Genomic DNA, 24,811 nt, shown 5'->3' on the forward strand with positions numbered 1-24,811 from the left:
ATACTAATTCGACATATCTTTTAAAATTCCTTTTTGTTTTTAGTTTTTTATAAAAAAAAATCGCCATCTTTAATTTGATGACGATTTTTCATATAGTTTTTCAGTGGCCTCGTTGTAGCCCTACTACTTTTTTTTATTTTCATTTGATCTCATTTTAGGTCACTGGCTCCCCATAAATTGGGACTACTCTTGTCCAACCTTTCAGTTTTCCATATTTGAGATACTTATCGTAATCTTCTAACTCTGCATTAAGGAACTCTTTCCATAATTTACGCAATGATTCATTTCTAATACACTCAATGATTGCTCTGACATGAGCATCTATTGAATCTAATTCCCAACTTATAATAATTCGATACATAAACTTATCTGTAATCATTTCAGGATCAATCGGAGACTGCACTGGTAGTGCAGCCCTGTTAGGTAGTGGTACATTAAGCTTTAGGGCTAACCCTTCAAGCGTATTAAGCTGCTTGTTATAAATATATAACTTATGTTGAAGTATTACTTTAAACTCAGTATCATGAGCAAAACTAGCGAATAAACCTATAAGCTCAGTTTGCTCATATCTCATAGTGATATGAGCCCAAATATGAAATGATTCAGAAGTGGAAAGTTGTTCTTTTCCCTGTTTAATTGAAGTCTTATAAGTAGGATACGTTTCTTCCCATCCTTTCAATTTACCAAACTTATAAAAGATATCAAGATCCTCAAAATGGACTATAAAATCTTGTATAATAATACCTCTTAAATTATCATTCGTAGTGGTTGAACGAACTGCGTGGCTAATAGTTGTCACCTGTGATATGAGGTCATGGTATATCTTTTTATAAATATAATCATCTGTTACATCATTAACACGTGTTGCAAACTTCACGTCCACTGGCGGTCTATTTGGCATGATGATACGATATTTTTCACCTAACTTCTCTAAAATATCTATTTGCTTTTCAAAATGCACCTGATATTTATCTAGTATTATTTCCCAATCTACGTCATGAACAAAGTTCTTAAATAATTGAATCGTTTGAGTGTTAACATATCTTGCTCTTAGAAGATTATATATATTAAATGCCTCCTGAATATCTAGGATGTCTTCTCTCTTCTTAACTTTTTTTATTAATGAAATTATATCCAATACATTCACCTCTCAATTGAAAATTTTGTTATTAGTATTTGTAGAATAATATATATATATACATGAGGGGTATTAAAGAAGTAAGTAATATAATTATCATTCGTTATTAAAATGTAAAAATAGCTAATGCCGTGAAAACAAATTTTCACGACTTTTTGTTGTACATAAAAATCTATCCTATAGCCTCAAAGTGAATGTAACTCAATTGGTATTGTGTTACTTTCACTTTATTAATATAATCAAAATATATTAAACCCCACATCGTCAGATATGAGGTTATCGGAGACTGAATATAAGAAGATTATGCTCATTTATCTTCTTTATTTTCTAATTTGTCTAGAATAACATCTATCTTTTCATATATCTTTTTATTCATAGCAGTAAGATTTTTAAACATTTGTAATGCTCTACTTACCACTACTATAATAGCAGCAACTACAGCCAAATTAATAACTACAGAAATAATTGTTAAAATGTTTTCTGTCATACAAATTCTCCCTTCTATATTAAATAGTTTTATCGTAATATTTACGAGCACGACACAAAATACTTGCTTAATTAATCTATTCTATATTATAGATCTACAATCCTTTAAAAATATATTTCAAAGATACACTGCCGTGAAACCAAAATTATTTCACGACATTTGTTGTTCCATATAACTAGCATATTCCCTCATTACAACTTTTATTTGATACCCTTCATAAATTAATGTTTTATTAAAACTTTGCCTTACTAACGCGCAACAAGGCTCACCCCACTTCGTTGTTTGTTCAAAATTCAGACCCTGAGTGAGCCGCGAACTCCTCTGCCGCCATAGTAAGATTCCGCACCATTGTGATACACGAATACATTTCCGTAGCGGAAATCAGCAAATATGGCACCACCAAGTTTTCTAATCTCAGAAGGTGTTTTCACCCAGCTCGATGTTTTCATATCGAAATTTCCTAGTTTCTGCAGCTCACGATATTGTTCTTCCGTTAAAATTTCAATGTCCATGGCAGTCAGCATACCAATAGCACTATTTACCGGTTTATGTTCTTTCCTTGACTCAAGAGCTTCACCATCGTAACAAACACTTCTGCGACCTTTAGGACTTTCCTCTGAACAATCATAAAAAATGTATTCTCAATACTATACTACAACATAATCACAATTAATAATAATGATAATTTTAGATATTTCTCTTTAGATTATGCTACTACAGTATATATTGCGTAAAATGCATTTGAACTAGTCTTAGTAATTCTTAATTGCAGATGTGTTTTGAAAATACATATTTAACATAATAACATTTTTCTATCAATAACCCTCATTATTTGTTTTCATTACTAATAGGTTATTAACGTTCTCTGGAGTGACTTGCAATAAGAGACTAAAAAACTATTAAACTTCATTTAGAAATTCTTCTTTTGCGAATATAAAATCCCCGTAAGCCTCACATGAAGTGAAACTTACGGAGATTTATACTACTACTACTACTACTACTACTACTACTACTACTACTACTAATCACAATTAATAATAATGATAGTTTTAGATATTTTTCTTGAATTATGCTAATAAAAGTATATATTGCGTAAAATGAATTTGAACTCGATTTAGTAATTCTTAATTTATCTTAATTGCAGATGCGTTTTGAAAATACATGTTTGAGCATAGCGAGTTTGTATTTTTTAGCAACTGTAATTAAAATAAATTTTAGAATTCCTTAGCGAAGTGAAAGCATTGTAGCAATATATACTTTTAGTTATAGCCTAATTTAAGAAAAACTTACAATAAACAATTTATTGGATTATTAATCTACCTTTTTGTCACTAGCTGCCTCTTCATATGCAGTTCTAAATTCTTCCTCACCTCTAAGATTCTTAAAAGCAATGGACATCATAAGCTTGATTCTGTTAATTTGATTTACTTCACTTGCACCTGGGTCGTAATCTATAGCCGTTATATTTGCCCCTGGATATCTTCTTTTTAATTCCTTGATCATTCCCTTACCTGTTACATGGTTAGGAAGACAAGCAAAAGGTTGCATACAAACTATATTTTTTATCCCACCTTCAATAAGCTCAACCATTTCAGCGGTTAAAAACCATCCTTCACCCGCTTGATTACCAAGTGACACTATAGGTGATGCCCCTTCAGCTAGCTCTTGTATAGTTTTAGGAGCGCTAAATCTAATGCTTTTTTCAAGAACTGATTTCATATGTGTCCTATAACTTTCTATATATTTAATAGCTATATTATCTATTACCATATCAGTTCTACTTTTACCTAAATATTTATATTTAAAGTCAGCATCATAAGCACAGTATAAGAAAAAGTCAGTTAAATCTGGCATAACTGCTTCTCCACCCTCTTTTTCAATGACATCAATAATATCATTGTTAGCTGTAGGATGGAACTTAACTAAGATTTCTCCAACCAGTCCTACTTTAGGTTTAACAACATTTTTAATTTCTAAACAGTCAAACTCAGATACAATTTGCGTTATATTGTTTTTAAACTCATTGCTTTTTCCTTTTACTACCGCAACTTTACATATTTCTACCCATTTTTCATAGAGTAAATTAGCTGAACCCTCTATCACTTCATAAGGTCTAACCTTGTAGAGTACACGCATAAGCAAATCCCCATATACTAATGACATAATTGATTTTTTAATCATTGGATATGTGTATTTAAAACCTGGGTTTTTCTCAAGGCCACCAGCATTTAAAGATATAACTGGAACTTGAGGGAATCCTGCATCTTTAAGTGCTTTTCTAAGGAACCCAATGTAATTTGTAGCCCTACACCCGCCACAAGTCTGAGACATTATAACAGATGTATTTTGCACATCATAATTACCTGATTTTAACGCAGAAACCAGCTGACCAATTACAATTATTGTAGGATAACAAGCATCGTTATTTACATACTTTAAGCCCTCATCTACAGCTTCAGTATCCACTGAAGGTAATACTTGTAGATTGTATCCTGATGCATTAAATGCTTCTTGTACAAATTGAAAATGCATTGGTGACATTTGTGGACATAAAATTGTGTGTTTCTTTCTCATTTCTTTTGTGAAGATAATTTTGCTCTCAACCTCATGGACCTTCCTTGGCAAAATACCATTCTTATCTCTTTCATTAATTGCAGCTTTAAGCGATCTAATTCTAATTCTTGCCGCTCCCAAATTATTTCCTTCATCAATTTTCAAAGTTGTAAATATCTTACCATTATTTTCTAAAATCTGAGCAACTTGATCAGAAGTTACTGCATCAAGACCACAACCAAAAGAATTCAGTTGAATAAGTTCAATATTTGGCTGGCTTGATACAAAACTAGCTGCCGCATATAATCTAGAATGATATACCCACTGATCAACCATTCTTAGAGGTCTCTCAACAATACCTAGATGAGCCACAGAATCTTCGGTAAGAACTGGCATATCAAAATCAGTAATTACACTAGGAATTCCGTGATTAATCTCTGGATCTATGTGATAAGGTCTTCCCGCTAAAACTATACCTTTTTTACCAGTACGCCTAATGTATTCTACTACTTCTTCGCCCTTCTTTTGAAGATCTAATTTTACCTTTTCAGTTTCGTCCCATGCCTTTTGAGAAGCAATAGCTACTTCCTTTTTATTAACGCCAAAACTAGCTAACTCATCTGTTAATCTGTTTACCAATTCTTTCTCATTGTCTAATGAAATAAATGGATTTAGGAACTTTATATTTCTTTCCTTTAATATATCCATATTATTTTTTATTACTTCAGGATATGAAGTTACTATAGGACAGTTATAATGGTCATCCGCATCCTTTTGCTCTTTCTTTTCATATGGAATACAAGGATAAAATATTAAATCTATTCCTTTATTTATAAGGCTCATTATATGTCCGTGAGCTATTTTAGCAGGATAACAAGCAGACTCTGATGGAATTGTCTCTATTCCCATTTCATATACTTTTTTAGAAGATCTTTGAGATAATTCTACTCTAAAGCCCAAACTTGTAAAGAAAGTAAACCAGAACGGATAATTTTCATATATATTAAGCACTCTTGGAATACCTATTACACCTCTAGGCGCCTCATCTTTTTTTAGAGGAATATAACCAAATATCCTTTTATATTTATAATCATAGACATTAGGAATTTCTTCTTTTTTACCACTGAGTCCTAGTGCCTTTTCGCATCTATTACCAGATATAAATTCACGATCATTATCAAATTTATTAATTGTAAGAACGCACTGATTAGCACATTGTTTGCACCTACCCATTGAAGTTTCTACAATTAAGTTATCCAATTCTTCTGATGATATCAATGTAGATTTTATACCACTTTCATATCTCTCTTTTGCAATAAGTGAAACACCAAATGCACCCATTAGACCAGCTATGTCTGGCCTTACTGCCTCTCTTCCCGATACAATTTCAAAAGCACGAAGCACTGCGCCATTGTAGAAAGTTCCACCTTGAACTATTATTTTTTTGCCCATGTCTTTTGGATCTCTTATCTTAATAACCTTTAAAAGTGCATTTTTTATTACTGAATAAGATAGTCCCGCTGATATATCTCCTACAGAGGCGCCTTCCTTTTGAGCTTGCTTAACCCTTGAGTTCATAAATACAGTACACCTTGAGCCTAGGTCAACTGGGCTTTTTGCCTTTAATGCTACTTCTGCAAACTCAGATACCCCCATGTTTAACGAATGAGCAAATGTCTCTATAAAAGACCCACAACCAGATGAACAAGCCTCATTTAACATTATACTATCTATTACACCATCTTTAATTTTTAGACATTTCATATCCTGTCCACCGATATCTAATATAAAATCCACTCCAGGCATAAAAGATTCCGCTGCCTTGTAATGAGCAATAGTCTCAATTTCACCAATATCCACTTTTAGTGCTGCCATTATTAATTTTTCGCCGTAACCTGTTACTGCTGAATTTAGTATAGTTACGCCAATAGGTAAAATCGAATATATATGTTTTAGTATCTTTCTAACTAAAGTTAATGGATTACCTTCATTACTTCCATAATGAGAAAATAAAATTGCACCTTCCTCGTCTATAAGTGTAACTTTAGTAGTTGTAGAACCAGCATCTATTCCCAAATAGCAATTTCCAACATAGCTAGCAAGTTCTCTTGTTTTAGCCTTATATTTACTTTGCCTTTCATTAAAATCCTCTAGTTCTTTGTCATTTACAAACAATGGCCTAAATCTACGAACATCATTACTCGTCACTTGTTTTAATTTTGGAAGCTGATTCTTTAATTGTTCAAAGGAAATAACGTCCTCCACCTTTGATGACATAGCAGCCCCTACTGCTACAAATAACTGTGAATCATCTGGGAAAATAACTTGATCATCAGTTAGTTTTAGTGTTTCAATAAACCTCTTTCTTAGCTCGGACAAGAAAAATAATGGTCCGCCTAAGAATGCAACGTTGCCTCTAATTGGTCTACCACATGCAAGTCCACTAATAGTTTGATTAACCACTGACTGGAAAACCGACACAGCGATATCTTCTTTTGCAGCGCCTTCATTTAATAATGGTTGAATATCAGTTTTAGCAAAAACACCACACCTAGCAGCAATTGGATATATAGTCTTATAGTTTTTTGCAAGTTCATTGAGTCCAGTTGCGTCAGTTTGAAGAAGTGATGCCATCTGATCAATAAAAGCACCAGTTCCACCAGCGCAAGTACCATTCATTCTTTGATCTATTCCTCCATCGAAATAGATAATTTTAGCATCTTCCCCACCAAGTTCTATAGCTACATTAGTCCTTGGAATAATGTTTTCTATCGCATAAGTACTGGCTATTACTTCTTGGATAAACGGAATATTCATCCATTTAGATAGGGCTAGTCCACCAGATCCTGTTACAACTATAGTAATATTTGATTCTGGAAACTTTTCATAAGCCTCATATAGTAATGTAGCTATTGTACTTTTTATATCAGAAAAATGCCTCTGATATTTACTATAAATTGTTTTTTCTAACTCATTTAATACTACTATCTTAACAGTAGTAGACCCTACATCTAATCCAACATGTAATAAATTTTTCATAATTACCCCCTGTTTCCTCACAAAGATCGATTTATTCGTACATATATATAACTTTATTCTGCAATAACTAAATTTATTCTCTGTAATGTTAACCTATATTATATCGTTTCTATTAATTTCTATCTATAGTGTTTCATCGCATATATTGATATTGTTTATTATGATTCAACAAATAATCATATAACATTATAACTCAATGGATATAATATTTCCAACCTATTTTTGATTAATATTTCCTTTAAAATAATGACAAGTATTACAAATGTCGTTAACAATACATTATCTACCCTCATATACTAAAGTATAACTTTCAAGGGGATGATAAAGTGATTAAGGTAGAAATCAATAATATAAGTATGAATTATCACTCTCTAACTGCAGAAACTCCTGCTCTAGCTGATATTTCATTTGGTGTAAAAGAAGGCAAGTTTTTAAGTATTGTAGGCCCTTCCGGCTGTGGTAAGTCTACTCTACTCAACATAATAGCAGGTTTAATTACTCCATCGTATGGAAAAATAGTGATTAATAGTGGAGATAAAAGTGCTGGTCTTTTAAAGATAGGATACATGTTTCAAAAGGATCAGTTGTTTGATTGGTTAACTATATGGGACAATGTACTTCTAGGCCTTAAAATTAACCATTGTATTACAGATGTTAATAGGGAAACTGTAAAAAACCTCTTAATTAGCTACAACCTTTGGGAATTTAGAAATCATCATCCTAGAGAATTATCCGGTGGCATGCGCCAAAGAGTTGCTCTGATTAGAACCTTAGCTTTAAGCCCTGAAGTACTTCTTTTAGATGAACCTTTCTCTGCTTTAGATTATCAAACCAGATTAAATATTAGTGATGAGGTTTATGAGATCATAAAGAAGGAAAAAAAGACTACTATAATGGTGACCCACGATATATCCGAAGCTATCGCAATGTCTGATGAAATTATTATCTTATCTAACCGCCCAGCTGTAATAACTAAACACATGTCCCTTGAATTTGGGGAAAATTTCTCTTGCCCTTTAAAACGTAGAGAAGCTCCTAATTTCAGAATTTACTTTAACGAAATTTGGAAGGAGTTGAATGGCAATGCTTAATCAAAGTGATGAACAGAAAAATTATATTAAAAATGTAAAAAGGAATAAATATATTATTATTTTTACACGTATAATAATATTAATTGCATTCTTTAGTTTTTGGGAAATAGCTGGCAGACTTAAATTGATTGACACTTTCCTTACAAGCACGCCTACCAAAATGTTTAAGTCATTTATGCAGATATATGCTGAAGGTACATTGATCACTCATATATCCATAACTTGTTTTGAGACAATAACAGGGTTCTTGCTTGGAACAGTTTTAGGTGCCCTCATTGCTATTTTATTGTGGTGGTCCGATTTTATATCAAAAGTTTTAGACCCATACTTAATAGTATTAAATGCTTTACCTAAAGTAGCACTTGCTCCTATTATAATATTTTGGGTAGGCAACGGAATAAAAGCAATAATAGTAATTGCTCTGTTAATATCAATAGTTGTTACTATAATAAGCATATTAAGTGGCTTTAGAGAAGTTGATGAAGATAAAATCAAACTTTTAAAAACCTTTGGAGCTTCTAAATTTCAAATATTAACTAATTTAATTATTCCAGCATCTATCCCTACACTTATCTCTGCATTAAAAATAAACGTTGGGCTCTCATGGGTTGGTGTAATAATGGGTGAGTTTTTAGTTGCTAAAGAGGGGTTAGGGTTTTTAATAATTTATGGCGGCCAAGTTTCTCAACTAGATATGGTAATGATGAGTATAGTTATACTTTCTATCTTAGCTTATCTTATGTATGAAATGGTTGCACTAATAGAACGAAAAGTAGTAAATAAAGATGGTTAAATTTTAAATAATGAATATAATTCAACCTCCTTGGAAAGTATTTAAATAACAGATTTATAATTTTTCGCAAAATTATAAGGAGGATAATGATGGAATACTTTCAAAAGGCTAACGCTATATACAATACTAAAGATTACAGTAGAGCAATCGCTTTATATAGAAAAGCTGCAGAAATGAAAGACAATGAAGCAAGTGCACTTTATAATACTGCTGTATGTTTTATTCACTTAAAAGAATACGCTAAGGCAATACCCATATTTCATTCTGCTATAGCCCTACGTCCTGAAAGCAAATACTTCTTCAACTTAGCCTACTGCTATGCTATGTGTGTTAACAAGCAAAAAGCATTATATTATTTCAATACCGCTTGGACACTTAATAATGAGGATGAAGATTGTGAAAAGGCCATTAATTTATTACTAAAAAGTTATAGAATAGCTCCCTGACTTCAGGGAGAGCTCCCTGATCTCAGGGAGAGCTTCCTAAAATTTAGGGAGCTATTCTATTACCATTCTCCAGCTACACTCTCTTGCTTGTGGTCAATATTAAATCTTACACTATTGAAATAATCTCCACCAATTAAGAATGTAGGATCCACGTTTATCCACGTATTTTCATTTTCTAAATACACTTGATTCCAAGCATGACTAACCCAACTACTCCCGTTAAATCCTTGCCCAGTAATAATCCTTACCTTGATATTATTAGCCCTACACATTGCTACATAAAGACATGCGTAATCAAAACATATTCCACTTCTCGAATTAAAAGTAGGGATAGCCCCAGATTTCACTTCTAAATCATTATTTAATACTCTATTTGCTTTTTCATCACTATAAGTTACCTTGCTACCTACCCATTTATAAATAGTTCGCGCCTTATCTTTTGTTGTGCTTTTACCTTGTACAAGATTAACTGCAAACTTATCAATTTCTTGATTTGATTTAATTCCTTGATCAAGCGTAACACCATTGTAATAAATTATACCCTTTGGAGTATTTTGCGAACTAGTCTGTGAACTAGGTTTCGCAGTAGCCGCATCTTTTACTACAATTTTAAAAGAGTTATTAACAACATTCGGAAGTTGTTTTGCAATACTTGAGTTTGTAAGTGGAATAACCACTTCTTTGGAGATATAGCTATATATTTGTGATTCTTCTAAATACTTATTGTACATATCTGTTACATTAATCAATGACAGAAAATTCATTACAAAGGTAATAACTATTACATAACATATTGATCTAGGTACTTGAAATATTGCACCCATTAACCTTTTGAAAAAAACACTTTTATCCCTTAAATTAGACTCTATTCTATCTAGCAAAGGGTAAACCGTAATACGACTGATAAAATTCACTACAAAATTTATTAAACTATAAATTATTAGTATCACAAGTGGCATTATTAATATATAAATCACTAATGGTTTGCTCTTAATAAATTCTATAATGTTTAAAGGTACATTACTATATATCTTTTGATAAATACCTTCATCATGTGTAATAAACACTTTTTTTGTGTAATAAATACCTAAACACAAGGAAATTAAAAAACTAATACTTTGAAAAACTCCCTGAATAGAACCTTTTAAATGTTCGGACGAAAATTTGTATATAAACCCTACTATTATTGGATATAAAAACAATACTAGTAAGATTAAACTTACGGGTTCCCTTAACAATCCTACCACCTGCTTTCATAATTAATATCTTCATCATATCCATTTTCTACGCTATTAATCAACTCTTTTAATGCTTTCTTAATATTCTCCCACTTAAATCCTCTTCTTAATAGATAATCTCCTAGCTTTTTATATAACTTCGCTCTATTAGTTTCTGACTTAATTAAAATGTTATATCTTTTACTAGCTAACTCGTACATGTTTTGGAAATCCTGCTCAGATGTATCCACAGTTGGAACATCCTCAAAGGATTCCTCATCTATATTGTTTTTATTTATTTCATTTAGAACCTGTTTAATTATATCGTAATCATATCCGCTACGTAATAAATAATCTGATAACTTTTTATGAATTTTATTTACATCTCTTTCACTCTTAGATAAGGTATCATTCTTTTTTTGTCCGAGTTTTAAAGCTACCTCAAGTTGCTGCTCATTAGTTATTGTACTTAGCCCTTCTTGAACTAACTCTTTTGGAATTAATTTTTTTAATAAATCAAACTTTATTTTATTTTTTCCAGCACTATTAATTTTTTCATTTATAAACATATCAACAAACTTCTTATCATCAATGAAATCATAGTCATTTAAAAACCTTATTACCCTATCTATAGTTTTTTCGTCGTATTCCTTCATTGCTAATTTATCAACTACTTGTTTGGTCGATTTATGGCTTCTCTCTAAGAAATGAAGTGCACAAGTTTTTCCTTTTATATAATTATCTTCATTAACTATATTCTCTAAACTTTCTTTGTCCATAACTCTACCTTTGGTTATATTATGGATATACACAAGCTCCGCATCACAAGCAAAAGCATATTCATCATCCATAAAGATGTTAACTCTACGTTTATTCTTTTTTTGAAATTCAATTTTTGTTATTACATTATTTAATATTTCATTATTTAATATTAAATTGTTCAATATTACACGCTCTTTTCTGGTAAAAATATATGAATTGTTGGTTTTTGTAATACTTTTCTTGCCACATTATATAAATCTTGAGACTTAATATTATCCATATTCTTCATATCATCTGTAAATTGATAAATATCTTCATCGTCCATAGCTTGATGAATTACATAACTTGCTAGATCCGTAGAGTCCTCCAAGGTTGATGCTATTGCCGTTTTCATTATCTTTTTCATTAAACCTATTGTATTATCATCAAAAACTATTTTCTCACTTGCAATATAATTAATAGCAGTATCAATAACATCAATTGCCTCATTTACATCCTTGTCTGAAACCGATGTATAAATATATAGTGTTTTAACATTATTTGAAGTATCTAAATGAGTGTATACGTCATATGATAAACCCCTTTCTTCTCGAAGTTCCCTAAACAATATAGAATTAGCACTTTCTCCAAATTTATAATTTAGGACTCTAAGTGCTAACTCTTCATCTTTAGATAGGCCATTAAATGTATATAAATATAGTATGGTACTTTGTTCAATTTCCTTTTTATATGATATTTTTTTTATAAATTGGTGATGTTCAGTTACTATTTCTTTTTTTTCAAATTTTTTCATTGTCCAATTACCAAAATAATTATTAATTATATTTATTATCTCCTCGTGTTCAAACGGAGAAACAATAGAAATAAAAGTATTGTTAGGAACATAATATTTATTATAAAAATCAACAAGTTGTTTTCTTGTAACCTTTTTAATTATGCCTTCACTTCCAATAGTATCTTCCCTAAGTGGACTATATTTAAATGCAATTTCATTAACTCTCTTAAAGCTTAGATCTTCAATGTCATCGTTAATCGTTCTAATTTCAGCAAGTATTACGCCTCTTTCTTTTTCTATTTCGTCCTTCGGAAATGTTGAGTTTAAAAGCATGTCCCCGAGTAGTTTTAACGCATTCTCTAATTCTTCATTTAAAATTGTGGCGCTATATACCGTACAATTAAAATCAGTATATGCATTATATTCTCCACCTAAATTTTCAAGGTCACTGTTTAACTTTTCATTTGTTCTATCATTTGTACCTTTAAAAAGCATATGCTCTATAAAATGAGCTATACCCTTTTCATTCTTCTCTTCAAAAAGTGAACCTATATTGACTCCAGCATGAACCGCTGCAATTTGACTATCCTTTTTAATTGTAATAAGTTTAATTCCATTACTTAGCTTTGTTTGTTTTGTATCAAAAATTTCTTTACCCATCATAATATTCTCCTTTAACCTAAAACTGTTTTATTAAGATTTATAGCTTTAAAATAGTTTATCTACATTATATAGTTTATCATTTTAACTATATCACACTTTTAGCTATTTTAGACTATATTATTAATGGATTTGAACCCAGAGTTAATTTCCTAGGTAATAAGAAAAAACTATTGACTATTATACAAATATAGAGTAAAATAAAGATTCGAGTCAAATACTCATAGACAGTTCGCAACCATCCTGTCTTAAAATAAAACTATGGAGGCGCAAAATTGAATATTAAATTAAATGAAGGAACTATGTCTGTAAAAATAAGAAAGATCGTTTTTGCAGCAATGGTAGCTGCTATTTATGTAGCTTTAACTCTAAGCTTATCGTTTTTCAGCTTTGGAGTTGTTCAATATCGCATTGCTGAAGCTCTTACTATTTTACCTTTCTTTGCATCCTTTTCTATACCTGGACTGCTTATTGGCTGTATAGCTTCTAATATCATAAGTCCACTAGGTATTATGGATATGGTTTTCGGTTCCCTTGCAACACTTATAGCCGCGATTTCAACTTACTATATTGGTAAAAGCAAACTAAGATTTAAAAGAATAATTGCTCCGTTACCGGCTGTAGTAGTTAATGCCCTTGTTATTGGCATACTGTTAAAGCTTTTATATGTTAAGGACATGCCCCTTTTAGTTTGCATGCTGCAAGTTGCATGGGGAGAATTAGTCTGCTGTTATGGAATTGGATTACCTCTTATTTATATTATTGAGAAGAACTCAATTTTGAGGAATTTTTTTAAATAATTTTTAAAAGCAATTTAAATTTGCTTTTTAAGTTTAATATTTTATATTTTGTATATATTTTGTAATAATAGATGTATTTGATACTTTATGAGAAGAAAGAGGAATTTTAATGAACAAAACAATTGAAAAGCTTAAATTTGATGAACTAGGACTAAATGAATCTGTACTGCACGCTATACAAGATTTAAAATTTGAATATCCATCTGATATTCAAGCAAAAGCTATTCCAGTAGTACTTGATGGTTTTGATATTATAGGTCAGGCTCAAACAGGAACTGGTAAAACATTAGCCTTTGGAGCACCTATTTTAAGCTTAATGGAAAAATCAAACGGTAAAGTTCAAGCAATAATAATGTCTCCAACAAGAGAACTTGCTGTTCAGGTTTCAGAAGAACTTTCACGTATTGCTAAACATGAAAGAATTAAGATATTACCAATATACGGTGGTCAATCTATTGATAGACAAATATCTGCTTTAAAAAGAGGCGTAGATATCGTTGTTGGAACTCCTGGACGATTACTAGATCATATTAGAAAAGGTACTTTAAAACTTGCAAACGCTAAGTTTCTTGTATTAGATGAAGCTGACGAAATGCTTAACATGGGCTTTATAGAAGATATTGAATCTATTATAAGTAATTTAAGTGAAGACAGACAGACACTACTTTTCTCAGCTACTATGCCAAGAGCTATTAAAATATTGTCTAAAAAATACATGCATCCTGAAACAAAAATTATTGCAATAGAAAAGAAATCTTTAACTGTTTCTAAAATTGAGCAATATTACTACGAAGTTAATTCAAAAAATAAATTTGAATCATTATGTAGAATTCTTGATGTTGATGCTCCTAAAACTTGTATACTATTTTGTAAAACTAAAAAGGGTGTTGATGAGTTAGTTGATGCATTACAACCTAGAGGTTATACTGTAGAAGGTATGCACGGAGATATGAAACAAAGTCAAAGAATGAACACTTTAAAGAAATTTAAAGATGGTAATTTGAACTTTTTGATTGCAACTGATGTAGCTGCAAGAGGAATTGACGTTGAAAATGTTACTCATGTAATAAACTATGATTTACCACAAGATAGTGAATCTTATATACATAGAATTGGTAGAACTGGTAGAGCTGGTAAAGAAGGTACAGCATATAGTCTTATTACAAGACGTGAAGCATCCGCTATAAGACAAATTGAGCGTGATACTAAAAGTGTAATAGCTAAAAAAACTGTACCTACTATAACAGATATTTTCGCAGCAAAATCTGAAACTATTTTAGATTCTATAAAATTAGTTTTAGAAGAAAACTTATACGAGAACTTCCTTCCACTTGGACACAATCTTATAAAAGAGTTTGGTGCTGAAGATGTAGCTGCTTCTCTAATAAAGATTATTTTTGATAAAGAAGTAAACTACAACTATGCAGATGATTCTACAACAACACCAATAACAGACACTGTTAGATTATTCTTATCTATAGGACGAATGGATGAAGTTATGACTAAGGATATTATATCTTTCTTATGCGAAACTGCTAACCTTAATAAAAATGAGCTTGGCCGTATTGATATTTTAGATAAATTCTCATTCTTAGATGTACCTGCAAACTTAGTTGATTCTATTTTAAACAATAGTTCAGGTAAGAAGTTAAACAGTAGAAAAGTAAATATTGAAGTTGCTAAATCTAGAAGATAGATTTAATAAATCAGAAAAGAGCACTTAATAAGTGCTCTTTTTTTGGCGAATTTTTTTATATTATTTTGATTTTTATTATGTTTAATTTCTATTATTTTATCATTCCCTTTAACATACAATATAAACGGGGTGATAATTATGAATAAATTTAATAAACTACTATATACCTTAACTTTTATCTTGATAATTGAGGTATGTTTAATATATATGTCATTTAAATAATTAATTTTTTTATTACAAAATCGTAGCTTTGTATATTTCTTCAAAAGCACATAATTTTTGCACAATATGACTACTCTTAATATGTCTAGGTGCCAAAATTGTATACATCGTAGTACTATAGATGGAATTTTCATCGTCATCTTCATCGTCATCAATTAAAAATTCTATATTCTTAACTTTTATGTTCATTCCTTGAAAATACTGCTCTAATTTTTCTACCATCTCTTTCTTGTTAACATATTGAATTTCTAATTTAAGAACATTTGTATTTTTAAAAAACTTTTCTTCAAAAGTCTTAAGGAACACTAATACTATAAAAATACATATAGTTGCTAATATAGATAGGGTATAATAACCTAATCCAACTGCAAGTCCAATGCACGCCACTGTCCATATGCTTGCTGCAGTAGTAAGCCCTTTTATCGATCCCTTATCATGTATAATAGTTCCTGCTCCTAAGAATCCAACTCCTGTTATAACTTGAGCTCCAAGCCGACCGATGTCTACCTTCATAGCCGTTTGGAGTTCTGGATGCGCAATTATCATATTAGTGGTTTCTTGAATTGAATATAATTGTATCATTGAGGTTATTGCTGCCCCTAAACATACTAATATATGTGTTCTGAAACCTGCTGGTCTATTTTTGAATTCTCTCTCATATCCAATTAAGCCACCAACTACAACCGCAAGCGCAAGTCTTATTACTACTTCATATACTAGCATTTACATACCTCCATAAATTGGTTAAGCTTTATATTTTAATTTAAATATTTTAATTCGATGTTATTTGATTTTAGCCACTCTCTAACAAATTCATCTAAACAACTATCTTCATATTTATACCATTCATCTGTTTCGTTTGAATTTATTTCATTTTCTTTATCCATTAGAATATGTTTAAACTTCTTTACTGGTTCTTCACTTTCTAATGCCTTTTTTAATTCTAATTTCAATTCAGAATCGCTGCTTATTTTACCTATATATTCATTCATTGCTTTTATATAAAAACCCTCTTCAATAAGGGGAGTACTCAAATATCTATTAACCTTATCTTCACTAATAAGTATAGCTATGCTAACAAATTCTTTTAACCAACCATCAAAAGCATCGTCTTTTAATGTTCCATTATCTAATGCTAAACTTACCTCTGTTGGAATATATATAACCTCACCAGTGACAGCATCTAGAAAACTTTTACCTAAATTATCATCAACATGAGAAATTGTTTCTATAAGTGCTTCCATATCAATTTGTACTAGATTCAAAATTTACCCTCCTTAATTAACTCAATATTAAATAACTAGTTTTTTTATTCATAACGAAAAACCAATAAACCTCAGAGGTTTATTGGTTTATTGATTATTCTTCAAAAGTTGAATCGTATTCTTCTAATACTCTTTCGAATTCTTCTTCATCTTCAACTGCAATATATTGCTCTTTACCGTCGATAACTTCTATTTTATAAACAAAAGCATCATCATCTTCTCCAATAGGAGCTAATAAAGCATATTTTTTTTCATCTAATTCAATGATTTCAATTAATTCAAAATCAATTTTTTCTCCATCTTCATCAAGCATTGTTATTATTTTATTTTCTTCCATAATCATTCCCCTTTCAAACTCAGTAACCATATTATAACGTTAATGTAGCTTCAATGTCTATATAAAATATAGATTTCAACCATATTATTTACTTATTGTATACTACATTATACCTATATCATCTTAAATACTATTTTATTTACCATAGCCATAAATACCTCTAATAGATACCTCACCAGAAACAATGTGTTCTATGATTCCTTGATCATTTTCAATAATTAATTCTCCCTTATCACTTATATCTACGGCTTTAGCTATCTTTACTTTCCCTCTGTTAACTAACTGAATTTCACGTCCTATGAGTATAGATTTTTCCCTACAAATATCTATAGTTTCTTTTATATTCCCGTTTAACACAAAATCATTGTACAAATCTTCAAATTCATTTAATATATTAGCAAGAAGTAACTTCCTATCAATATATTTGCCAGTTTCTAGCTTAAGTGACGTTGCACTCTCTTTTAATTCAATTGGTATATCTTCTTCTTCAAGATTTACATTGATTCCAATTCCCATAATTAAATAGTTTATATGATCTATCTCTCCACTCATTTCTGTTAATATACCGCACACCTTTTTACTGTCAATCACTATATCGTTGGGCCACTTAATACTAGTTTCAATTCCCATTTTCTTGATAGCTCTTTGGACGGCAGCAGCGCCAACTAAAGTTATTAGAGATGCATTTTGCGTGATTATATTTGGCCTAAGTATTATTGACATCCATATTCCTTTATATTTAGGCGAAACCCAATTTCGTCCGAGTCGTCCACGTCCTAATGTTTGTTCTTCACTTACTATAACTGTTCCATGCTCCTCGTTCATCTCTGCTAGTTCTTTAGCTTTAGAATTAGTTGAGCTTATTGACTCATAGTGAATGATGTTTTTACCTATGTACTTCGTAGTTAGAAAGTTTTTAATTTCCCCAAATGTAAGTATATCTGGTGATGATATTATTCTATAGCCCTTTCTTGAAATAGCCTCAATTTCATATCCAGCTTCTTTAATTATATTTATATGCTTCCAAATAGCAGCGCGGCTAACCCCAAACTCTTCACTGATTTTTTGACCAGACACAAAATCTTCACCACTATCCTTAAGTAACTTAAGAATTTTATAATTCATAATATCCACACCTTTTTTATTTAATAAACAAGAACATACCATTCTCTAATTATTATAATCTCCTGTATTCCTCTTGCCTATATTTATGTTTGCCGCTTAGTGCAAAATTAATATCCTCTAATAACTTGTTTTTATCTCCTGGTAATGTTCCTGATAGTGCCATATAATTTGAAGCATGGTTGCTTCTAAATATACAGTTAGTGACTTTTACATTTTGCAAAAACTCTCTTAGCTCAAGCATTATTTGTTCTGGTGTTAACACATGAAAGACGCCCTTTTGTATATCATCATATATTGGAGTTCCAGGCTCCAACATTAAGGTTAAAAAACCTACATAATCTGGATTTATAGCACTTATAAGTTTTGCAGATTCTATAGCGTTCTCACTAATTTTTCCTCTGCCTCCTATTCCCGATATCAAGGTGGTTGATAACTTTATTCCACTTTCTTTAACCTTGCACCCTGCCATAATCATCATCTTGGCAGTTACACCTTTATTTATACTTTTTAATATCTCATTACTTCCAGATTCAACTCCAAGATACAAAATTCCAACACCAAGATCTTTAAGCTGACGAAGTTCCTCTAATGATTTTGTTAAAATATCATTAGTAGTAGCATAAATACCCACCCGCTGGCATAGTGGAAATAACTCTTTTATCTTTAATAAAATTAATTCTAATTTACTAGTTTCAAGCACCAAAGCATCCCCATCAGCTAGAAATATTCTTTTTACAACTCCATAGTCTAATTTAGCCTGCTCAAGATCTGCAATAATATCTTCTAAATCACGTATTCTAAACTTCTTTTCCTTATACATACCACAGAAGCTACATCCATTATGTGAGCAACCAATTGTAACTTGTACTATAAGACTATTCGCCTCACTAGGTGGCCTATAAACTACTCCTTCATACATCATCTATAATCTTCATCTCCTAACTGCCCCTTGACCTGCCCCCCCACGCTGAAAAGCCGTGGGGGTCTTTAACATTACATAGATATCTATCGTAAATACTCCTCTAAGTATATCATATGACTTTCTAGAAAAATAAAACATCTACCTATATTTTTTAATAGGTGTTTTTTGAATATACGTTCTTGCGCCGTTCTCGAAATATAACCTTTATCATTAAAAGTATATATTGTGTAAACAACATTTGAACAAGCCTTAGTAATTCTTAATTTATTTTATTTAGAGCTACGTTTAGAAAAATGCGTGTTTGAGCGAAGCGAGTTCGCATTTTTTAGTAGCTCTAAATAAAATAAATTCTAGAATTACTTGGCGAAGTGAAACGTTGTTGTAACAATATATACTTTTATTTATAAAGCTTACTTTGACGACAACTCCTCTTCACATATCTGAATGAAAGATTCAATACTTTCCTTTTCTCCTTTTATTTTTTCCTCAGTCATCTCACCTCTACCAAGCCTATCACACTCTGATAACAATGCAATTTCTTTAATAGATATATCTTGCGACATTTTATTTACATCTGCAAATGGTAAACCCTTTGTTACAAAGAGAGTTTGCATATGCCACCTAACTAAAGCTGTAACTCGCTTAATTAACTCCGAATCCTCAGTTATCGAGCCTAAAAATGTTCTTACAAGTTCAGCCCCTACTTTATCATGATCATAAGATGTTATTTTACCTTTTTTAACTTTTGTAGTCGGTGCCTTCCCTAAATCATGTAGTAATGCTCCCCACATAAACGCTCTAGGATTTTCACTAAGATTCTTTACTTTTGCTGCATTATCTACAACTAACATTGTATGTTTCCATACATTGCCTTCCGGATGATGTAGTGGTGATTGAGGAGTATCCACTAAGTTCCTCAATAAAGTATGTTGATAATCGTCGTAAATGCCCTTACTCGTTATTATTTTATTAAAATATGTAGATGGCTTCTCATCTTCCATTAAATGACTTTGAAACTCTTCAAATATTTCCACCATTTATTTATCCCCTCTAGTTTATTATTTTGTCCTTACTTTTTTATTATAACAAAAAGAGCAAGCAACACTTATCTAAACTATATATCATCATCGTTTAGATAACAACTACTTGCCCTTTATGTTAATTTTATTTTACTAATTACTCTGACTTATCTCCATTATACTCGCTTTTATTAGTATGAAAAACACTGTCATTATATGCACTTTCTTCAATAGTTTGAACAATTTGATTTTTCGAAGTTTTATCTTGTTTTGTAGCCTTATTGATATAATTACGTGAATTTTCTTTCTTAGCTTGCTTTTCATCCATCATGTAAAAAACCTCCTTATTGTTGTTCACTATACTTTTGTAATACTTTCTTAAACTCTGCTCCCTGTCCTACGGATGTGTATTCCATTTGCCCATTAACTAGAACTGACTTATAAGCATATGCCTCATCTGAATCCTTAGGACCAACTATAACGTAATCAGTCCCGTCCACTCTAATTGCATCAATCATTTCTAAGTCCACTTTTTCACCATTTTCATTTAATACAGTAATTATTTCATTAGTTTTCATAGTCACACCTTCTTTCGAATAATAGACATTTTCAAATAAATAGAGAGAAAGTCAATTTATTTTTACATGCTTTATTATTTTGTGCCTAAGTAACTGTTTTATACCAAGTTTTTATAATAACCCAAAACAAAATATCCTATGAAGTTTCTCCTGCGTGACTCGAAATAAGAGCTTAAAACGTGAAATTCCATTTGTATATATTCTCATTATATAAATGCAACGCTCCATCAAAAAAACTCCCTCAAACTTTAAGTATGAGGGAGTAAAAATATACTTCAATTTTTCAAATATTCATCAACAAGTATAGATAAAAGTTCCTCTTTAGTGTTAATATCTGGATTTTCTAATACTTTTTCTAAAAGAAATTTAAGCATATCACCTATTTCTCCACTTGGCTTAAGTGAAAATTCTTTTATCAAATCTGTACCGTTTATCACCAAGTCCTTTATAGATAAAGGAACTTTAGATTCTAAAATTGCTTTTACTTTATCTTCTACCTTATCAATTTCTTTTACTCTATCACTTTTTACTGCTCCTATTTTAGCCAAAAGTGAACCTATAGCATCTGCTCTTTGTAATGCAAACAGGTCACCAATTAAATCCTCTCCAACTCTATTAATAAGGCGTTTTACAGATGAATCGGTTGGTTTTGTAAGTACATTCATATGTTCCCTTACTAATATACTGATTTCATTTATACTTTGATTGTCAAATCTAAGACGTGTAAGTATTTGATGCGTTATTATAACACCTCTTTTATTATGACCATAAAAATGACCTATCCCATCCTCTCCTAGCGTAAAGCAAGATGGTTTAGCAATGTCATGTAATAACGCTGCTACTCTTAAATTAAGTCTTGGTGGACATTTTTCCACAACTGCTAGAGTATGATTAAATATATCTTTATCATGGTGAGGGTTTCTCTGATTGAATCCTACTTCTAATTGAAGTTCTGGTAATATAATTTCTAATAGTCTCGTTTCTTCAAGTAACTTTAGCGCTTTTGTTGTATTATTGGATATTAGCATTTTACATAATTCATCTCTAATTCTTTCATAACTTATATTTACTATAAGTTTATAATTTAATTTTATAGCCATCATTGTTTTTTCTTCTATATCAAAATTAAGGTTCGCAGAAAAACGAATAGCCCTAAGCATTCTTAGAGCATCCTCTTGGAACCTTTTATTAGGCTCACCGACGGCTCTAATTATCTTGTTTTCTAAATCTTTTACCCCACTAAAATAATCTATAAGACCATCTTGCTCGTTAAAAGCTAATGCATTTATTGTGAAATCACGTCTGGCTAAGTCTTCTTTTAAATTTAAAACGAAAGTTACACCACTAGGCCTTCTACTATCTAGGTATTCACCATCTATTCTATATGTTGTGACTTCATAACTTTCTCCACTTATCATAACAGTAACAGTTCCATGTTTTAAACCTGTTGGCACCGTTTTATTAAAGAGTTTAATAACTTCCTCAGGTAATGCATTAGTTGTTATATCGTAGTCTTTAGGCACAGCTGTACCAATTTTATAATCACGTACACTTCCACCTACTACATAGGCTTCAAATCCACTATTTTTCAAAGTATTTAAAATTATTTTTACCTCACTTGGCAAAACTATAAAATATTTATCTATTATATTATCTTTAGTCATTTATATCACCTTTCATTTGTATTTCTAAATATACATGGCTATAGGTATAATTTCAATTACAGGTTCATTTACCTCTAATTGTTTTGAATCATAATCCTGAATTAAATTTGTATCCTTTAAAAATCTATTTTTGAATTCTTGAAAATACTCCTCATCTAAATAATCAAAATATGTGCCACTAAGTAAACTATTTGTATTAACTTCATTTTCCTTAGGAATTTTCACTACTTTTCCAAGAACAGTGATTCTTGCACCCTCAATATAATCTAAATTATCGGCCATATGTTTTATCTCTAACGGAACTATAACTTTTGTATTACTATTTCCTATAGTACCACTAATAAATTTTATACATTTCTCAGCTTTGCAACATACCATATCATCTTTTAGGATTTTTAAAACTTGTCTCTTAACTTTATTTTCTTGACTTTCAACACCAGCATCTGAAGGTTCTGGTGAAAAAGCAAGTTGCATTTCCATAACCCTGATTATATCTTCTATATATTCTAAAACCGGATTTTTGTACAATTCTCCTGTAAACTGAACAAAATCAAATTCATTTATATTCTTTACATCCGTCTCATTATTTATAATCTTTAACATACTTTGTTCATTTAATATGCCTTTTAATCTGGACAGTATCGTTATCGCAATTGAAACCTTTTCTTCGATCTTTTGTGACGTGAATTCATTAAGAAGTTGAACGTTTAAGTCCCCTTGCCTTATTTTACCACAAGTAAGTTCATATAATGGTGTATTTGTACTAATAGTTAGTAGCTTTCTAGTCGATTCACTTTTAATTTCGGCAAACTCTTCTATGACTATTGTATATAAATTATTTATCATACCTTCATTAAAGTATAAGGGGATAAGTGCTCTATTATCCATATTTATATACCTCCAATAATTATACTTCCTAACTAGTTTATATTAATTTCTATAATTTAGAACAATATGATTATATTTAAAGGTTATTTTTTCAAAAACACCGATTTAGTAACTATTGTTTCACCATAACGCTTTCTTAAACTATCTATAGTTTTGTCTATTGCCCTTTTCTTTTTATCACCATCATTATCAATATCGAAAATTGATGTTTGTTTAAAATTATCCTGGGCTAAATTATTAAGAGAAACCCCTAGTAGCCTTATTGGCTCTCCTCTCCATAACTCATCAAAAAGAATTTTTACGGTTTTTAGTATCTCATCCGTTAAGTCTGTGGAATTCTTTAAAGTCGTGCTACGAGAGTAATCAATAAATTCATGGTTCCTTATAGTTATACTAATACAGTAACAGCTTTTTTTTAAATATCTTAGTCTAGTTGATGTATTTTCCACTAGTCCTAGTAACACTGTGTAAGCATCACTTTTATTTCTAATATCATCAGCTAGTGTAGTTGAATTGCTTATTCCTTTTACTTCACGTTTATCTGATTTCACCTCTCTATCATCTATACCATTTGCATACTTCCACATCAAACTCCCACTACTTTTAAAGTGGTATTCTAAAAATTGAGCATCATATCTTGCTAAATCTCCTATAGTAAATATATTCAAATTATTCAGCCTCGGAACAGACCTCTTACCAACCATGAAAAGTTCCCCAACTGGAAGGTGCCACAATTTTTTTTGTATTTCATTTTTATAAAGAGTATGTACTCTATCAGGTTTTTCAAAATCAGATGCCATCTTCGATAAAAGTTTAACATCCGACATACCTATATTAACTGTAAATCCAAGTTCTAACTTTATTCTCTCCTTAATGTCATATGCTAACTTAAGTGCGTCTTCACTTGAAGTATTATAACTTGTTACATCTAAATAACACTCATCTATAGAAAACTTTTCAACAAAAGGGGTATAGTCTTCGAAAACATTTCTCATACTTATGCTACACATCTCATATAGCCTAAAATCTGGAGGAACTACTACAAGGTTAGGACATTTTTTTCTTGCAGTAAATAAGCTTTCCCCTGTTATTATTCCACTTTTTTTAGCTGTCATAGATTTTGCTAACACAACGCCTCTTCGGGATTCCTCATCCCCACCTATTACTGATGCTACATTCCTTAGATCAATATCTTCACCTTTCCTTAGTTTATCTGCAGCACTCCAAGAAAGAAATGCCGAATTTACATCTATGTGAAATATAAGCTTTTCATTAATTTTAATCATCTAATCTCATCCTTTATATAATTTATATCTAAGATACTATTTATTATA

22 protein-coding genes and 1 pseudogene are annotated in these 24,811 nt (G+C 30.9%); 5 read left to right on the forward strand and 18 right to left on the reverse strand.

Annotation, left to right across the window (positions count from 1 at the left end; all coding sequences use genetic code 11):
• Nucleotides 1-154 precede the first annotated feature (154 nt).
• The 4 genes and pseudogenes from KPL55_RS09955 to KPL55_RS09970 form a co-directional block, all read right to left on the reverse strand.
• Complete coding sequence (locus KPL55_RS09955; protein ID WP_216306564.1) at nt 155-1,138, reverse strand: DUF3231 family protein; 984 nt, start codon at nt 1,136-1,138, stop codon at nt 155-157.
• 307 nt (nt 1,139-1,445) lie between these two features.
• Nucleotides 1,446-1,625 (reverse strand): hypothetical protein, encoded by a 180-nt coding sequence (locus KPL55_RS09960; protein ID WP_216306565.1) that lies wholly within the window; start codon nt 1,623-1,625, stop codon nt 1,446-1,448.
• Nucleotides 1,626-1,918: 293 nt separating this feature from the next.
• A pseudogene (locus KPL55_RS09965) lies at nt 1,919-2,266 on the reverse strand (DUF4256 domain-containing protein); the annotation flags it as partial.
• A gap of 670 nt (nt 2,267-2,936) precedes the next feature.
• On the reverse strand, nt 2,937-7,217 hold the full coding sequence (locus KPL55_RS09970) for a 2-hydroxyacyl-CoA dehydratase (protein ID WP_216306566.1): 4,281 nt from the start codon (nt 7,215-7,217) through the stop codon (nt 2,937-2,939).
• Between the two features lie 356 nt (nt 7,218-7,573).
• Here KPL55_RS09970 and KPL55_RS09975 point away from each other — a divergent pair, with 356 nt between their 5' ends.
• The 3 genes from KPL55_RS09975 (at nt 7,574) to KPL55_RS09985 (ending at nt 9,547) form a co-directional block, all read left to right on the forward strand.
• On the forward strand, nt 7,574-8,308 hold the full coding sequence (locus KPL55_RS09975; protein WP_246599388.1) for an ABC transporter ATP-binding protein: 735 nt from the start codon (nt 7,574-7,576) through the stop codon (nt 8,306-8,308).
• Entirely contained in the window at nt 8,301-9,101 is an 801-nt protein-coding gene (locus KPL55_RS09980) for an ABC transporter permease (RefSeq protein WP_216306646.1), read from the forward strand. The genes KPL55_RS09975 and KPL55_RS09980 overlap by 8 nt, the downstream gene beginning before the upstream one ends.
• Before the next feature lie 89 nt (nt 9,102-9,190).
• Nucleotides 9,191-9,547: a tetratricopeptide repeat protein gene (locus KPL55_RS09985; protein ID WP_216306568.1), complete on the forward strand. Its 357-nt coding sequence runs from the start codon at nt 9,191-9,193 to the stop codon at nt 9,545-9,547.
• A 59-nt stretch (nt 9,548-9,606) separates the two neighbouring features.
• Here KPL55_RS09985 and KPL55_RS09990 read toward each other — a convergent pair whose 3' ends face one another.
• Genes KPL55_RS09990 through KPL55_RS10000 form a run of 3 tightly spaced genes read right to left on the reverse strand, consistent with a single transcriptional unit; the run spans nt 9,607 to nt 12,961 of the window.
• Entirely contained in the window at nt 9,607-10,785 is a 1,179-nt protein-coding gene (locus tag KPL55_RS09990) for a transglutaminase domain-containing protein (protein WP_216306569.1), read from the reverse strand.
• Nucleotides 10,786-10,787: 2 nt separating this feature from the next.
• Nucleotides 10,788-11,708 carry a recombination regulator RecX gene (recX, locus tag KPL55_RS09995; RefSeq protein WP_246599382.1) on the reverse strand — a complete coding sequence of 307 codons (921 nt, stop codon included), beginning with the start codon at nt 11,706-11,708 and terminating at the stop codon, nt 10,788-10,790.
• Nucleotides 11,709-11,710: 2 nt separating this feature from the next.
• Nucleotides 11,711-12,961, reverse strand: coding sequence for a M16 family metallopeptidase (locus KPL55_RS10000; RefSeq protein ID WP_216306648.1), 1,251 nt, complete (start codon nt 12,959-12,961; stop codon nt 11,711-11,713).
• Nucleotides 12,962-13,236: 275 nt separating this feature from the next.
• Here KPL55_RS10000 and KPL55_RS10005 point away from each other — a divergent pair, with 275 nt between their 5' ends.
• Together KPL55_RS10005 and KPL55_RS10010 are read left to right on the forward strand one after the other, a co-directional pair.
• A complete protein-coding gene (locus KPL55_RS10005; protein WP_246599383.1) occupies nt 13,237-13,761 on the forward strand; it encodes a QueT transporter family protein in 525 nt (174 codons plus the stop codon).
• A gap of 121 nt (nt 13,762-13,882) precedes the next feature.
• Nucleotides 13,883-15,457 carry a DEAD/DEAH box helicase gene (locus tag KPL55_RS10010; protein WP_216306650.1) on the forward strand — a complete coding sequence of 525 codons (1,575 nt, stop codon included), beginning with the start codon at nt 13,883-13,885 and terminating at the stop codon, nt 15,455-15,457.
• 234 nt (nt 15,458-15,691) lie between these two features.
• On the opposite strand, the gene KPL55_RS10015 is transcribed toward KPL55_RS10010, so the two are convergent.
• The 11 genes from KPL55_RS10015 to KPL55_RS10065 all read right to left on the reverse strand — a co-directional run bounded on the left by KPL55_RS10015 (nt 15,692) and on the right by KPL55_RS10065 (nt 24,763).
• Nucleotides 15,692-16,402: an MgtC/SapB family protein gene (locus tag KPL55_RS10015; protein WP_216306570.1), complete on the reverse strand. Its 711-nt coding sequence runs from the start codon at nt 16,400-16,402 to the stop codon at nt 15,692-15,694.
• Nucleotides 16,403-16,437: 35 nt separating this feature from the next.
• Nucleotides 16,438-16,944, reverse strand: coding sequence for a UPF0158 family protein (locus tag KPL55_RS10020; RefSeq protein ID WP_216306571.1), 507 nt, complete (start codon nt 16,942-16,944; stop codon nt 16,438-16,440).
• Between the two features lie 94 nt (nt 16,945-17,038).
• Nucleotides 17,039-17,311, reverse strand: a complete 273-nt coding sequence (locus KPL55_RS10025) for a DUF1292 domain-containing protein (protein WP_216306572.1) — start codon at nt 17,309-17,311, stop codon at nt 17,039-17,041.
• A gap of 105 nt (nt 17,312-17,416) precedes the next feature.
• A complete protein-coding gene (locus KPL55_RS10030) occupies nt 17,417-18,406 on the reverse strand; it encodes a biotin--[acetyl-CoA-carboxylase] ligase (RefSeq protein WP_216306573.1) in 990 nt (329 codons plus the stop codon).
• Nucleotides 18,407-18,458: 52 nt separating this feature from the next.
• Complete coding sequence (locus tag KPL55_RS10035) at nt 18,459-19,328, reverse strand: radical SAM protein (protein WP_216306574.1); 870 nt, start codon at nt 19,326-19,328, stop codon at nt 18,459-18,461.
• Between the two features lie 410 nt (nt 19,329-19,738).
• A complete protein-coding gene (locus KPL55_RS10040; RefSeq protein ID WP_216306575.1) occupies nt 19,739-20,365 on the reverse strand; it encodes an HD domain-containing protein in 627 nt (208 codons plus the stop codon).
• 139 nt (nt 20,366-20,504) lie between these two features.
• Nucleotides 20,505-20,678, reverse strand: a complete 174-nt coding sequence (locus tag KPL55_RS10045; RefSeq protein ID WP_216306576.1) for a hypothetical protein — start codon at nt 20,676-20,678, stop codon at nt 20,505-20,507.
• Nucleotides 20,679-20,691: 13 nt separating this feature from the next.
• Nucleotides 20,692-20,925, reverse strand: coding sequence for a DUF1292 domain-containing protein (locus KPL55_RS10050; protein WP_216306577.1), 234 nt, complete (start codon nt 20,923-20,925; stop codon nt 20,692-20,694).
• Between the two features lie 275 nt (nt 20,926-21,200).
• Nucleotides 21,201-22,589 (reverse strand): CCA tRNA nucleotidyltransferase, encoded by a 1,389-nt coding sequence (locus KPL55_RS10055; RefSeq protein ID WP_216306578.1) that lies wholly within the window; start codon nt 22,587-22,589, stop codon nt 21,201-21,203.
• Between the two features lie 24 nt (nt 22,590-22,613).
• Nucleotides 22,614-23,477 carry a DUF6414 family protein gene (locus KPL55_RS10060; RefSeq protein ID WP_216306579.1) on the reverse strand — a complete coding sequence of 288 codons (864 nt, stop codon included), beginning with the start codon at nt 23,475-23,477 and terminating at the stop codon, nt 22,614-22,616.
• Nucleotides 23,478-23,560: 83 nt separating this feature from the next.
• Complete coding sequence (locus tag KPL55_RS10065; protein ID WP_216306580.1) at nt 23,561-24,763, reverse strand: Y-family DNA polymerase; 1,203 nt, start codon at nt 24,761-24,763, stop codon at nt 23,561-23,563.
• Nucleotides 24,764-24,811: the final 48 nt, after the last annotated feature.

It is taken from the genome of Clostridium lacusfryxellense (assembly GCF_018861735.1).
In the GTDB taxonomy this organism is placed as follows: Bacteria; Bacillota; Clostridia; order Clostridiales; family Clostridiaceae; genus Clostridium_AD; species Clostridium_AD lacusfryxellense.